10 protein-coding genes are annotated in these 13,324 nt (G+C 75.6%); 1 reads left to right on the top strand and 9 read right to left on the bottom strand.

The features are described from left to right. Positions 1 to 94 precede the first annotated feature (94 nt). Positions 95 to 1,516 carry an ATP-grasp domain-containing protein gene (locus ACFYXV_RS25435; RefSeq protein WP_389384116.1) on the bottom strand — a complete coding sequence of 474 codons (1,422 nt, stop codon included), beginning with the start codon at positions 1,514 to 1,516 and terminating at the stop codon, positions 95 to 97. A 294-nt stretch (positions 1,517 to 1,810) separates the two neighbouring features. Between ACFYXV_RS25435 and ACFYXV_RS25440 the strand changes: the two genes are divergently transcribed. Further along, positions 1,811 to 3,463 (top strand): glycosyl hydrolase, encoded by a 1,653-nt coding sequence (locus ACFYXV_RS25440; protein WP_385472197.1) that lies wholly within the window; start codon positions 1,811 to 1,813, stop codon positions 3,461 to 3,463. A gap of 5 nt (positions 3,464 to 3,468) precedes the next feature. Here ACFYXV_RS25440 and ACFYXV_RS25445 read toward each other — a convergent pair whose 3' ends face one another. The 8 genes from ACFYXV_RS25445 to ACFYXV_RS25480 are packed head-to-tail and all read right to left on the bottom strand — an operon-like array spanning position 3,469 to position 13,320. After that, entirely contained in the window at positions 3,469 to 4,611 is a 1,143-nt protein-coding gene (locus ACFYXV_RS25445) for a GNAT family N-acetyltransferase (RefSeq protein WP_389384117.1), read from the bottom strand. Further along, positions 4,608 to 5,363 carry a lipopolysaccharide biosynthesis protein gene (locus ACFYXV_RS25450; RefSeq protein ID WP_385472203.1) on the bottom strand — a complete coding sequence of 252 codons (756 nt, stop codon included), beginning with the start codon at positions 5,361 to 5,363 and terminating at the stop codon, positions 4,608 to 4,610. Before ACFYXV_RS25450 ends, ACFYXV_RS25445 begins: the two co-directional genes overlap by 4 nt. Then, entirely contained in the window at positions 5,356 to 6,591 is a 1,236-nt protein-coding gene (locus ACFYXV_RS25455; protein ID WP_385472221.1) for a glycosyltransferase, read from the bottom strand. The genes ACFYXV_RS25450 and ACFYXV_RS25455 overlap by 8 nt, the downstream gene beginning before the upstream one ends. Before the next feature lie 5 nt (positions 6,592 to 6,596). Beyond that, on the bottom strand, positions 6,597 to 7,373 hold the full coding sequence (locus tag ACFYXV_RS25460) for a polysaccharide deacetylase family protein (protein WP_385472206.1): 777 nt from the start codon (positions 7,371 to 7,373) through the stop codon (positions 6,597 to 6,599). Beyond that, a complete protein-coding gene (gene murJ / locus ACFYXV_RS25465; protein ID WP_389384118.1) occupies positions 7,363 to 9,222 on the bottom strand; it encodes a murein biosynthesis integral membrane protein MurJ in 1,860 nt (619 codons plus the stop codon). Before murJ ends, ACFYXV_RS25460 begins: the two co-directional genes overlap by 11 nt. Next, entirely contained in the window at positions 9,219 to 10,628 is a 1,410-nt protein-coding gene (locus ACFYXV_RS25470) for an O-antigen ligase family protein (RefSeq protein ID WP_389384119.1), read from the bottom strand. The genes murJ and ACFYXV_RS25470 overlap by 4 nt, the downstream gene beginning before the upstream one ends. Beyond that, complete coding sequence (locus ACFYXV_RS25475) at positions 10,628 to 12,154, bottom strand: exopolysaccharide biosynthesis polyprenyl glycosylphosphotransferase (protein WP_385477261.1); 1,527 nt, start codon at positions 12,152 to 12,154, stop codon at positions 10,628 to 10,630. The genes ACFYXV_RS25470 and ACFYXV_RS25475 overlap by 1 nt, the downstream gene beginning before the upstream one ends. Beyond that, on the bottom strand, positions 12,151 to 13,320 hold the full coding sequence (locus ACFYXV_RS25480) for a glycosyltransferase (RefSeq protein WP_389384152.1): 1,170 nt from the start codon (positions 13,318 to 13,320) through the stop codon (positions 12,151 to 12,153). The genes ACFYXV_RS25475 and ACFYXV_RS25480 overlap by 4 nt, the downstream gene beginning before the upstream one ends. Positions 13,321 to 13,324 lie beyond the last annotated feature (4 nt).

The following is a 13,324-nucleotide window of genomic DNA, read 5'->3' on the forward strand; positions in this document are numbered from 1 at the left end:
ATGGACCCCACGCCACTGCCCGCACCACTGCCCACGCCCGCGCCTGCGCCCGCGCCGGCAGGCGGAGGCGGAGGTGGAGGCGGGTGGCGGGGCGTCACCGGGTCACCAACTCGTCCGGTTCGGCGGGGGCCGCGGGGTTGGCCGGGGCCGCCGGGGTGGCCGGCGGGGTCAGGTCGCGGCCGCGCTGGCGCGGGGCGCGCACCACGGCGCGCGCCGTGCGCCGGCCGTGCGCCGGGACACCGCGAAGGGCGCGCGCGCCCTTGTCCGCGCCCCGGCCGAGGAACGCGGCGAGCATCCCGAGGAACGGCATCGGGTCGTCGGCGGCGAACCAGGCCGCCTCCACCCGCCCGCGCTCGGCACGCGGCGCCACCCGGACGGGCCCGGGCCGCGGGCCGCCGGACCGGTCGCCGCCCGTCCGCTCGCCGCCCGTCCGCCCGCCGCCCGTCCGCACGTCACCTGTCCGCACGTCACCCGTCCGCTCGGCCCCGGGCCGCTCGGCCTCCGCGTGCCGCTCCTGCCCGGACCCTGACTCCCCGGAGCGCGCCGGTGCGGGGACGGCTGCCCGGCCGGCCGCGCCGGACCGCCACGGGAGTTGGCGGCCGCGCACCGCCGCCAGCAGGGCGTAGTTCTCCGCGACGAACACCCGGCCGGGGCCGCCCGAGGGCTCCGGGACCCGTTGCCCCGTCAGATCCAGGTACATCGCCTGGACCACGTCCAGCCCGCCCGCGTCCGTGAACAGCCGGAACTGCGCCCCCGGGCGGGGGTTGAAGTCCACCAGCCGGAAACAGCCGTCCTCGTCCCGGCGGAAGTCCAGGTCCAGGATGCCCTGGTAGCCCAGGCGCCGGGCGAGCCGCAGCCCCGCCTCCTCGACCGCCGGGTCCGGCAGCCAGCGGCCCACCGCCGTCAGCCCCGTCCGCACCGGCCAGGACAGCTCCTTGCGGCCCGATCCCGCGAGCAGCGGATGCCCGCCCCGGCCGAACGCGCCGTGGAAGAACCAGTCGGTGTCGGACCCGGCCGGCAGGAACCGCTGGAGCAGCAGCCGGCTCCCCGCCTCCTGCGTGCGCTCGTACAGCCGGCGCGCCTCGGCGGCGCAGTGCACGAGCGTGGTGCTGCGCAGCCCCGCGCCCGCGGGCAGCAGCCAGGGCCTGCTCCACTTGGCCACCACCGGGAGCCCGAGCCGCCACGCGGCCTCCGCCGCCTCGGCGCCGCTCGCCGGGACCACCGTCTCCGGGTGCGGGACGTCCCAGCGCGCGCACAGCCGCGACAGCTCCGCCTTGTCCGCCACCCGGGCCGGCAGTCCGTCGGGCTGATGGGGGATCCGGAACCGCCCGTCGAGCATCGGCGCGATCCGCGCGACGGCGATGGCGCTCAGGTCGTCCATCGCGATCAGCACCGCGGGCCGGCCGATCCGCTCCGACACCCCGACGAGGCACTCCAGCAGCGTCTCCGGGGCCTCGGGGTCCAACCCCCCGTCCGGGCCGGGATGTACGGCGCGCAGGTAGCGCGAACGCCCCATGGGACCTCCCCCGGCCTCGACGACGGCATGGACCTCCACGCCCCTGCGCCCGAGCGATCTGACGGCGCCGAGGGTTCCGTGGTGGAACGGATTCCGATCGAGTCTGAGCACTACTGCGGGCACATGGCCGTCGAACGCGTGCATGGAAACGGTGTCTTTCACCTAGTCGGACCAAGCGGGGAGGATACGCAGCTGCGAATGGCCTAGGCGGCGGTCACCGGACAGGCCATTCGTCAGATGTGATGCCTAACGTCTTTGACAAGCAGACCGATTCAGGAAAGTTCGGGAGACGCCATGCCCAGACCACACCGCCGACTGGCGAGCACCTGCATCGGTACGGTGACGGCCGGGCTGCTCGCCACCGGAGCCGCGCTCGCGGCCCCCGAGAAGGAGCAGCCCAAGGGTTCCGACATCGCCATGGGCGCGTTTCTCGACTCCGGCCAGACCGGGGTCGCCCGGATTCCCCAGCTGTCGCGCTGGCTGGGCGGCAAGGAGATCCGGGTCGGGCACACCTATCTGCCCGGAGACCGGTGGGCCCGCATCGAGAACCCCGACTTCCTGGAGGCCTGGGCCCAGTGGCGCCGGGCCAGGCCGGACCGGCTCTTCGTCCTCAACGTGCCCATGCAGGAGCACAACGAGGACCACGTCCCCGACCGCGAGGTGGCCCGGCTCATCCGGGCGGGCGCGGAGGGCGAGTTCGACCACCACTTCGAGCAGCTCGCCCACAAGCTGGTGGAGCTGGGCGTCCCGGACACGGTGATCGTGCTCGGCTGGGAGATGAACGGCGCCACGTACACGCACCGCTGCGCTCCCGACCCGGAGGGATGGAAGGAGTACTGGAACCGCATCGTCAACACGATGCGCTCCGTCCCCGGACAGGAGTTCAAGTTCGATTTCGCCCCGAACCGCGGTTCGGACGCGATCGGCTGGACCGCGTGCTACCCGGGCGACGACGTGGTCGACATCGTCGGCATGGATTCGTACGACCAGGCTCCCGGCAAGACCTTCGACGAGATGGTCAAGCAGCCCTACGGACTCCAGAAGCACGTAGATTTCGCGAAAGCGCACGGCAAAGCGATCTCGTACCCGGAGTGGGGGCTGTTCCGGCACGGGGACAACCCGACGTACGTGCAGCGCATGCTGAAGTGGATCGAGCAGCACAAGCCGCTCTACCACACCATCACCGACTACTGCCCGCACGGCGTGTGGCAGTGCAAGCAGAACCCCCGCTCCGCGAAGGCCTTCCGGGCCGCGCTCGCACCCGAGCGGCCGGGACCGGTGGTCCCGACCCCGGTGATCCCGACCCCGGTTGTCCCGACGCCGGCCATCCCGACGCCGGTGGTCCCGACCCCGGTCCTGCCGACTCCCTCGATCCCGACGCCGGAGATCCCGACCCCCGGCATCCCCGTGCCCTCGCCGGTGGTCCCGGGCCCGCAGATCCCGGCTCCGGTCCCGTCGCCCGAGACCCCGGGCACCAGCCCGAGTCCCGTACCGGAACCCGCGCCCGAGCCGGTACCCGTACCCGTGCCCTCGCCGGCCGTGCCCTCGCCCGAGGTCCCGGCCCCCGCCCCCGAGCCCGTTCCGGTCTCCCCGGAGCCGGTCGAGCCGAGCCCGCAGGTCCCGGCACCCGAGAGCCCCTCGCCCGAGCCGGCTCCCGAGCCCGTGCCCTCGCCGGCGGTCCCGTCGCCGCAGACCCCGGTGGGCCCGGGCACCGGCCCGAGCCCGGACCCCGTCCCGGTGCCGCTCCCGGAGCCCTCGCCGGTGCTGCCCCCGGTCCCGGACCCGGACCCGGTCGTGCCGAAGCCCGAGCCGCCCGAGCCGCCCGCCAACAGCACGGAGTGGTGCGTGCCGGTCAACTTCGGCGAATGGCTCTCCAAGCTGGTCGGCAAGCAGTCGGTCTGCGTCAAGGTCGACTGGGGCAAGGACTCCGGCTTCTGGCCCTGGTAGAGCCGTCATCGGACCCGCAGTTCGTTGATCCGCGCCCGCCAGTCCCTGGCGGCCGGCAGCGCCTCGCGCAGCGCGTCCACCGCCCGCTCGCGCCCCGTCACCTGCGATTCGTGCAGGTGGAGCAGGGGCGCGAGCGCCGTCCTGGCCAGCAGGAACCGCTGGTTGACGACGGTCTCGGGCCGCCAGTGGTTCTTGTACGGCTCGTTGCCGCGCAGGAAGCTCACCACCGGGCGGCCCTCCGCCAGGGCGCGGCCCGCCTCGTAGCGCAGCAGCAGCGTGGCGACGTCCACCTTCCGGGTCCGCAGGTCCGGGTCGGCCCCGTACAGATAGCCGCCGCTGAGCGCCCCCGACAACAGCGTGACGTTGGCGGCGACCACCTTCCCGTCCAGCCGGAACTCGGTCAGCCGGCCCTCTCCGGCCCGCACCATCCGCCGGGTGGCCCGGGTCAGGTGCTCGGCGAAGCGGGGCCGCAGGTGCTCCGGGGTCACCCCGCGGCCGCGCCACTGCTTCTCGTGGAGCCGCAGCAGCGTCCGTACGGCGCGCGGCACTTCCTGCTCGGTGACCTCCCGCTCCTCGATCCCCGCCGCGTCGGTCTTGCGCAGCTTGGCCCGGACCCGCTGGGCGCCGGAGGCCGGCATCCGCTTGACCAGTTCGTCGAACGGCAGCGCGGGCAGCTCCATGCAGGTGGAGTCGGTGAGCTTGCTCCGGGTCCCCTGCCACTGCTCGAAGAGCGCCTCGGCGGCCGCCCCCGGCCGTACCTCGCGCAGGTCGACGACCGCGCCCCGGGCGGCCCGGTGCAGGCCGCGGGCCAGCGCCGGGACGACCTCGTCGGCGCGGTCCGCGTCCACGAGCACGTCGAAGTAGTCGGTGATGCCGCCGCCGAGCGGCACCAGGAGCGGCAGGGGCCGGTGGACGAGCATCAGCGCGCAGGCGCCGACGAGTTCCCCGCCGCGCCGTACGAGCACGATCCGCAGGCGCCCGTCTTTGCCGTACGAGAGCCACCAGGAGTGCAGCCAGGCGTGGCTCTGGAAGGGGGTGGCGGTGGGACAGGCCCGCATCAGCCGGTTCCACGGCTCTTCCAGCGAGGCGAACTGCCGGGGGTCGCGGCACAGCGTCACCGACAGGGCCCCGGTGGAGCCCGTCGTCATCGCACGGACTCCTTCTCCTTGGTCTCGGTGTGGTCGCCCTGGGCGGGCAGGGAGGCGTACTCCTCGACGACGGGCGCGGCGACGGGCCGCTCCTCGGGCCGCCGGGTACGGCCGGCGGGCCGGGCCAGCAGCCACAGACCGCCCAACAGCCCGCCGGCGCACAGCCCGACGGCCCCGCTGATGGCGGCGGACGGCGAGGCGGGCTCGCTCGGCGCGACGGCCTGGTTGAACAGGAGCAGCTGGACGCCGGTGTTCTTGGCGGCCTGATTGCTGCTCAGCGAGAGGGCGTCGGCGACGGCGTTGGCGATGTCGGCGGCCTCGCCCGCGCTCTTCGAGGTACCGGTGATGGCGATCATCGGGGACTCGGGGGAGGTCTCGGCACGGACCTGCGTACGGAGCTCACGGGCGCTGATGCCCGCACGCGGCTGGGCGTACGCGAGGGTGGAGCTGCTGGTGGCGATGCGGGCGTACGCCTGGGCGAAGCCGAGGGCGGTGGCCGGCTCGGTGGTGTCGTCCGGTACGGCGACGACATAGCTGGTGGCGGCGTACTCGGGGGCCTTCAGCACCCCGTACGCCCCGCCCGCGGCCAGCCCCAGTGCGGCGGCCGCGGGCAGCGGCCACCACGCGGGCGGCGGCAGCAGCCGCACCGTGCGGCGGCGGTCGGCCCTCTTCCGGCCGGCCCTCTTGCGGTCGGCCTTGCCCGGGTCGGCTTTCTTCTGGTCGGTCTTCTTCGGATCGGCGGTGTCAGCCATGTACGTGCCTTCCTGGAGGGATGGGAGTGGTTTCGGGCTCCCGCGAGGGGAACCCCGTCGGTGGTGCGTCGTCGATCGAGGCGCCCGGTGGCGGCGTCGGTGCGGGACGGGATCCCGGCAGGGCCTGGGCGTAGACCGCGAGGAGGCGCTCCGCGCTGCGGGCGATGTCGTAGCGGCGGACCACCGGGGGCTGGGGCAGACGCCGCACGCCCGCCTCCATGTGCCCGCGCAGGGCGGCGACCAGCTCCTCCGTCCCGGTCCCGATCCGCCGCGCCCCCGGCGCCTGCGCGGCCGGCAGGTCGTCGATGGCGGGACAGGTGACGTGCAGCACCGGCAGCCCCGCCGCCAGCGCCTCCACCACCGCCAGCCCGAACGCCTCCTCACGCGACGGCGACACGAACACGTCCATCGCGGCCAGCAGCGACGCAATACCGGGCGTGCGCCCGTCGGCGCCGTCGCCCAGCGGATCCCGCTCCCCCAGCAGGTGGATCCGGCCCTGCGCGCCCAGTTCCGCGGCCAGCCGCCGCAGCGCCGCCCGCTCCGGCCCGTCCCCGGCCAGCAGCAGGTGCGCCCCCGGCAGCGCCGCCACCGCCCGTACGAGGGAGTCGAACCGCTTGCCCGGCACCAGCCGGCCGACCCCGCCGACCACGAACGCCCGTTCCGGCAGGCCGGTCCGGGCCCGCGTGGCCCGGCGCACCCCCTCGTCGAAGCGGAAGCGGCTCGCCTCGATCCCGTTGGGCACGACGTGCACCCGCGCGGCCGGCACCCCCCAGGCCTCCAGCCGCGCCGCCACGGTGTCCGACACCGCCACGGTCGCCGCGCCCAGCCGCTCGCTGGCCAGGTACAGCGTCCGCACCCCGCCCGTGAGCTTCCGGCCCTCGATCTCGTCCTCGCCGAGCGAGTGCTCGGTGGCCACGGTCGTCCCGACCCCCGCGAGCCGGGCCGCGAGCCGCCCGTACACGCAGGCCCGGTACAGGTGCGTGTGCACGAGGTCGTACTGCTCGCGACGGATGAACCGCACCAGCCTCGGCAGCGCCCCCAGGTCCCGGTTGCCCTTCATGCCCAGGTGCACCACCCGGACCCCGTCGGCGCGCAGGCCCTCGGCCACCGGCCCCGGGTTGGTCAGCGTCAGCACGTCGCAGCGCATCGGCATGTGGCGCAGCATCAGCCGCAGCTGCTGCTCGGCGCCGCCGACGCCGAGCCCGGTGATGATGTGCAGCGCCCGCAGCGTCTTCACCGGCGCACCGCCCGGCGCAGTTCCCGCACCCGGTGGCGCAGCTGCTTGATCCGCAGCCGCCCGGGTCCGTCGGCCTGGCTGACGTGGGTGCGCGGCAGGGCGTGCGGGCCGGCCAGCCGGCCGGGGTCGATGGCGCAGGCGTACCCGTACCCGGCGGCCCGCGTCGCCTCGACGACCCGCGCGTCGAGGTGCCCGTACGGGTAGCAGAACCCCTCGGGCAGGGTTCCGGTCAGCTCCCGGATCAGCTCCCTGCTGCCCCGCAGCTCCTGCTGGAGGATGTCGTCGGGGGCGGCGGTGAGGTCCTGGTGGAGCAGCCCGTGCGAGCCGATCTCCTGCCCCGCGGCGGCGACTTCGCGGATGCCCTCGGCGGTCAGCAGGGACTTGCGCGGGCCCAGCGGGTCCCACACGTTGTCCACCCCGAGCCGCCCGGGCAGCACGAACAGCGTGGAGGTGCAGTCGTGGCGGCGCAGCAGCGGCAGCGCCCGGGTCAGGTAGTCGGTGTAGCCGTCGTCGAAGGTCAGCCCGACGAGCCCGGCGCCGCGCCCGGCCGCGCAGGCCCGCAGCAGTTCGCCGACGGACACCCCGCGCAGGCCCCGGGAGCGCAGCCACAAGAGCTGCGCCTCCAGCGTGGCCGGGGTGACCGTGATGCCGTACGGGTCCTCGGCGGGATCGGTGAACTCGGCGACCGAGTGGTACATCAGGACCCACGGGGAGGCGGTCCGGGGGGCGGGGACCACCTGGGCGGCCGGCGCCGTGCGGGTGTCAGCGGGCATTGCGGAACCTCTGGGTCATCTGGGCGATCTGGGCGGGCAGGGCGGTGATTTCGAGCACCCGCATGGCCACGCCGCAGGCGCCGAACATGGCGGGTACGAGCAGGCAGCCGAGCGCGGCGCTGAGCAGCGGGTCGGGGATCATCGGCCCGGCGATCCACCCGGTGCCGCAGGCACCGACGGCGGCGACGGAGAGCCGGCCGATGCTGAGCGCGACCCGGCGGACCTGGATGGCGACGATCCGCGAGCCGAGCCCGGTGAGCAGCAACGCGGCGGTGGTGGAGATGCCGGCCGCGTTGGCGGCGGCGATGCCGTACGTGCCCCACCAGCGGACGGCGAAGGCTCCGGCCACGATGTTGACGAGGAGTCCGGCGCCCATCGCGAGCGCCGGGAACCAGGTGGGCCGGGCGGTCGAGAAGAAGGGCCGGGACAGCGCCCCGACGAGGCAGTGGCCGAGCAGTCCGAGGGCGTAGACCCGCATGACGGAGGCGGTGGCCAGGGTGTCGCGGTGGGTGAACGCGCCGCGTTCGAAGAGGACCTGGATGATCTGGGGCGCGTAGCCGATGACGAGGGCACTGCCCACGAGGACGGCGAGCGAGGCCAGCGCCAGGTCCTGTTCGACGCGCCGCCGGGCCTTCTCGCGCTCTCCTCCGGCCATGGCCTGGGCGACGACGGGGAAGGTGACGGTGCAGATCATCAGCGACAGCACCATCGGCATCTGCGCGACCTTCTGCGCGTAGTTCAGGTGCGAGATGGCTCCCGGCGGCAGCGAGGCGGCCAGGAACCGCTCGACCAGCACCTGCGACTGCCGGAACACCGCGAAGAAGATCACCGGGGCGATCACGCCGAACGCGATGAGGGTGGGCCGGTCCCGGTCGCGCTGGCTGCGTGGCGCGCCCTTGGCGCGGGACGGCCCGAAGCCCACGTTCCGGATGAACGCGGGCAGTTGGACGAGCACCATCAGCAGTCCGCCCGCGGCGACCCCGGCGGCGGCGGCCCGCACCCCCCACACCGCGTGCAGGGCGATCATCGTCCCGATGATGCCGATGTTGTACGAGACGTAGATCGCGGCCGGCGGCACGAACGAGCGGTGGGCCCGCAGGGCGGCACTGAAGTACCCGGCGATCCCGAAGGAGAGCACGGTCAGCGCGGTCATCCGGGTGCACTCCACGGCCAGCGCCGGGTCGGGCAGTCCGGGCGCGAGCACGGCGACGACCAGCGGCGCGGCGACGACGAGGAGGGAGGCGACCGCGGCCAGGAACACCGTCAGCCGCGGCAGGGTGGCCGCCACGAGCAGCCGTACGGGGTCCTGGTCGCGGGCCGCCTTGCGGGTCAGCCCGGCGCGGGCGGCCGCCCGCCGGGCGAGGGCCTGGCTGAACGCGGGCACCATCAGCAGGGCCATGGCGTCCTCGATGAGCAGCGTCGAGGCCATCTCGGGCACGGTCCAGGCGATCAGGAAGGCGTCGCTGTCGTGCCCGGCCCCGAAGAGGTGCGCGATGGTCTGGTCCCGGAACAGCCCGAACACCGCTCCGGCGGCGGTCAGTCCGGCGGTGACGGCGGCGGCCTTGGCCAGGAACCGCCCGAGCGGAGCCGGAGCCGCGTTCCCGCCCGCAGTCCCGGCGGGCGGCTCGGCCCGTACGGGCCCCTCGCCCGCGGACGCCTCCCGGCGCGCGGCCCGGGCCGCCACCCGCACCCCGCGCTCGGCCGCGGCTGCGCCCGGGGCCGGGGGCCGGGCCCCGGCGGGGCCCTGCGGGGCCGCGGGGGGCGCCGGGGCCGGCGGGCCCGGGACGCGGGCGGGGCCCGCCCCGGCCGGGGGGCCGGAGGCGGGCCGCCAGGGCGTCGTATCGGTCACCGGCCGTCCGCACCCGAGGCGGCGCGCGGTGCGGCCACGAGGCCGGTGCGCCCGCCCGCCTCGGCGGCCGTGTCCCGTGCGGAGGGCGAGGGCAGGGCCCACCAGGCCGCCAGGCCGATGATCACTCCGGTCAGAACGGTGGAGGGGCCGCCGATGTCCGCGTACAGGAAGTCGATGAGCTGCCACACGAACAGCCCGATCGCGATCAGCCCGCAGTCCCGGATGCCGGCGCCGCCGCCCGCGCAGCGCCGCAGGCCCGCGACGAGCAGCGCCGCCCAGCCGCCCGCCAGCGCGGTCAGCCCGATCAGCCCCTGCTCGCTCAGCACCAGCAGGTACATGTTGTGCGGGGAGAGCAGCGGCTGGCGGATGTACGCCTGTCCCGCGCCCGCGGTGTCGCTGCCGGAGGACAGCCCCAGCGAGGAGTGCCCGTCCCGGTTGGCCGGGAAGCCCTTGAGGCCCACCCCGACCGCCGGCCGCTCGCGCCACATCGACTCGGCGGCGGCCCACATGGTGTAGCGGTCGGTCACCGACTGGTCGGGGGCGCTGGAGACCTGCGTGATCGAGGTCAGCCGCTCCGCGACCATCTCGGAGCCGACCCCGAACCCGCCCACCAGGACCACCCCGGCCGCGACCAGCGCGAGCAGCACCTTCAGCGCCCGCCGGATCCCGGCGAGCAGCATCACCAGCACCGCCGCGCCGACCGTGGCGATCCACGCGCCCCGGCTGAACGACAGCACCAGCGGCACCACCAGCACCAGGGCCGCGCCGCCCGCGATCCGCCGCACCCGGCCCGGCAGCCCCGGGGCCAGGGCCGCCGCCGCGGCCACGACCAGCCCGTACGCCACCACCGTGGCCATGCCCATGACGTCGCCGGGCCCGAAGGTGCCGACGGCGCGGATGTCCGCACCCTGGTACGAGGCCCCGGTGTGGGTCGCGAACTGCACGACCCCCACCGCGCCCTGCACCAGCGCCAGCACCACGAAACACCCGGCGGCCAGCCGGAACTCCCCGGCGTCGCGCACCAGCAGCACGATCGCCGCCGGGACCAGCACGAACACCTGGAGGTAGCGCACGAACCCGGGCAGCGCCGCGTACGGGTCACCGGCGGTCGCGGTCGCGACCGCCAGCCCCACGGCGGGCACGCCGAGCACCAGCACACCGAGCGGGCTCAGCGCCCGCACCCGGCCGCGCAGCGCCTGCACCGCGCAGACCACCACCAGCAGCAGCGAGGCGGCGTCGGCCGGGCCGACCTTGCCGGAGGTGCTCGCGTCGCCCGCCGCGATCGGGGCGAGGAGCAGCAGGACGGTCGCGGCCAGCGGCAGCAGCGGCCAGTGCCGCCGCAGCAGCCCGGCCGGGCCGGGCCGGGCCGCGGCCGCGGCGCCGAGCGGGGATACGGCGAGGCTCATCAACTGCCCCCCAGCCGGAAGCGGAAGAAGGAGGCCGCGGTGCGGGCGAGGATCCACAGGTCCTGCCAGAGCGACCAGGTGTCGATGTAGTGGTTGTCGAAGCGGGCCCGGTCCTCGATGGAGGTGTCCCCGCGCAGGCCGTTGATCTGGGCGAGCCCGGTGATGCCGACGGGCATCCGGTGCCGGGCCTCGTAGCCGGGGTGGACGGTGCTGAACTTCGCGACGAAGAACGGGCGTTCGGGCCGCGGACCGACCAGGCTCATGTCACCCCGCACGACGTTCCACAGCTGCGGCAGCTCGTCCAGCGAGGACTTGCGCAGGAAGGAGCCGACCGGGCTCATCCTGTTGTCGCCGGCGACCGTCCACCGGGTGGCCGACTCGTGCTCGTCGGCGCGCAGGGTGCGGAACTTCAGCAGCGTGAAGGGGCGCCCGTACAGCCCGACCCGCTCCTGCCGGAAGATCACCCCGGGTCCGTCGGAGATCCGTACGGCCAGCGCGCACGCTCCCATCACGGGTGCGGCGGCGATCAGCGCGAGCGCGGCCAGCAGCCCGTCGATGGCCCGCTTCACCCACCGCTCCACCGGCCGGGACGGGCGCGGCAGCAGCGGCTGTACGGCGTACCCCCACAGCTGGTCGGCGGGCTGGGCCACCCGCATGCCGGTCACCTTGGCGGTGCCGGCCGGATCGGCGAGCCAGAGCCGGCAGCCGTGGTCGTGGAAGAGGCGGACCAGGGAGGCGGTGCGCTCGTCGGCCTCCGGCGGCCGGGTGAACACCGCGTGCCGGACCGAGTTCTGGATGACCGCGCGCCGGATGTCCTCGTGCGTGGCGAGCACCGGCACGGCCCCGCCGCCCTCTTCCGGTGCTCCGGTGGCGGCGAGCCCGACGGGTCGCAGCCCGTACTCGGGGCGCCCGTGGAGGGCGGCGGCGACCGCGCTCGCTCCGGCGCCGGGGCCGACGACGAGGGCGGAGGCGGGCCGGCGGCGGGCCGCGCGGTGGCGCAGCCGGTTGACCAGCCCGCGCCCGGAGCAGGTCAGTACGGTCTGCACGCAGACGGCGCCCAGCAGGGCCGGCCAGCCCATGGCCCCGCCCGGCGCCGTGGCGGCCACGACCGCGGCGAAGGCGCACCACAGGATGGCGGCCCGCCCGGCCAGCGCGGGCAGCTCCAGCAGCGCGGAGGGCGCGAGGCGCGGCCGGTACAGCCCGGCCTGCGCGTGCAGCGCGGTGAGCAGGACGGCCATCGGGGCGGACGCCTCGGCGGGCATCGCCGTCCCGGGCGCCGACAGGACCGTCGTGGTGAGCGTCGTGGTGAGTACGGCGGCCAGCGCATCGGCGGTCAGCAGCGGGAGGACCCCGTCGCGGCGCCGGACCCGCTGCGGCCGCGCCAGCGGCCGGGCCTGGTCGGCCCTCGGCCGGCGTGGGGGGTGGATGGCGGTCACGGACCGTCGGACGGCCGCGGTGCCGGCGGTGCCGCCGGCCCCCGTGCCGCCCTGCCCGGTGTGCCGGGCGGGTGCGCTGTCCATCGTCATCGGCTGATGCGCTCCTGGTTCAAGGGCCGGGGCCTGCCCAGCAGTTCGTGGTACAGACCGGTGACCGCGTCCGTGGTCCGCCGCACGTCGAAGTCGGTCCGGGCGTGCTGCTGGGCCTGCTCCCCGAGTTCGGCGAGCAGCCGCGGTTCGGCGAGCAGCCGTCCCAGGGCCTTGGCCAGGGCCGTCGGGTCCTCCGGCGGTACCAGGCAGAGCCGTCCCTGGCCGGGCGGCAGGCTCTCCCGGGCACCGCTGACGTCGGAGACCAGGACCGGTCGGCCGCAGGCCATGGCTTCCAGCGGGGCGAGCGCCATGCCCTCCCACCGCGACGGCAGTACAACGAGATCGGCGGCCCGAAGCCACGGTCGGATGTCGGGAGCGGCGCCGGCGAAGAGCACTCCGGGCGGGGCGCTGCGGCGCAGCTTCTCGGTGTCGGGGCCGTCGCCGACGAGCACGAGACGGGCCTCCGGGACGTTGCCGAGCACCTCCCGCCAGGCCCGGAGCAGGATGTCCTGGCCCTTCTGCTGGCAGAGCCGGCCCACGCAGACGGCGAGCGGCCCGTCGCCCAGGAAGGCGGCGGGCAAAGGGAGTTCGGTACGCGCGCGGGCCCGGTCGGCCTCGCGGTCGGGGCCTCCGGGCCGGAAGTGGTCGAGGTCCACGCCGTTGCGGATCACCGACCAGTGGGCGGCGATCCCCTCGGCCTCCCCGGCCCGGCGCTCGGCCTCGCTGACGCAGAGCACCCGGTCGGCCCAACGGGCCCCGAACCGCTCCCAGCGCAGGGCGAGCGCGGCGGTGGCCCCGCCGACGGCGTCGAAGGACCAGGCGTGCGGCTGGAAGACGGTGGGCACGGCCCCGCGCACGGCGAGCCGCCCGGCGAGTCCCGCCTTGGCACTGTGGGCGTGCAGGACATCGGGCCCGACCATGCCGATCACCCTGCGGGCGCCGAGCACTTCGGCGGGCAGGTCGGGGCCGGGGGCCCGCCCGGCGCGCCAGGTGAGCACCTCGGCCCCGGCCGCGCGGGCCGCTTCGGCGAGCTGTCCGCCGCGCGGGCAGCCGACGGCCGTCCGCAGGCCGGCGGCCGTCTGGGCGCGGACGAGATCGACGACGACGCGGGCGACGCCGCCGTCGACGGGCTGGACCAGGTGGAGGACGGACAGGGGGCGGGGAATCGGG

The organism is Streptomyces sp. NPDC002181 (assembly GCF_042890485.1).
GTDB lineage: Bacteria > Actinomycetota > Actinomycetes > Streptomycetales > Streptomycetaceae > Streptomyces.

What these genes read in the sequence shown, in the direction of transcription:
- ACFYXV_RS25435 (WP_389384116.1), bottom strand. Translation starts at nt 1,516, where the DNA reads ATGGGGCGTTCGCGCTACCTGCGCGCCGTACATCCCGGCCCGGACGGG.
- ACFYXV_RS25450 (WP_385472203.1), bottom strand. Translation starts at nt 5,363, where the DNA reads ATGGCTGACACCGCCGATCCGAAGAAGACCGACCAGAAGAAAGCCGAC.
- ACFYXV_RS25475 (WP_385477261.1), bottom strand. Translation starts at nt 12,154, where the DNA reads ATGACGATGGACAGCGCACCCGCCCGGCACACCGGGCAGGGCGGCACG.
- ACFYXV_RS25470 (WP_389384119.1), bottom strand. Translation starts at nt 10,628, where the DNA reads ATGAGCCTCGCCGTATCCCCGCTCGGCGCCGCGGCCGCGGCCCGGCCC.
- ACFYXV_RS25445 (WP_389384117.1), bottom strand. Translation starts at nt 4,611, where the DNA reads ATGACGACGGGCTCCACCGGGGCCCTGTCGGTGACGCTGTGCCGCGAC.
- ACFYXV_RS25440 (WP_385472197.1), top strand. Translation starts at nt 1,811, where the DNA reads ATGCCCAGACCACACCGCCGACTGGCGAGCACCTGCATCGGTACGGTG.
- ACFYXV_RS25460 (WP_385472206.1), bottom strand. Translation starts at nt 7,373, where the DNA reads ATGCCCGCTGACACCCGCACGGCGCCGGCCGCCCAGGTGGTCCCCGCC.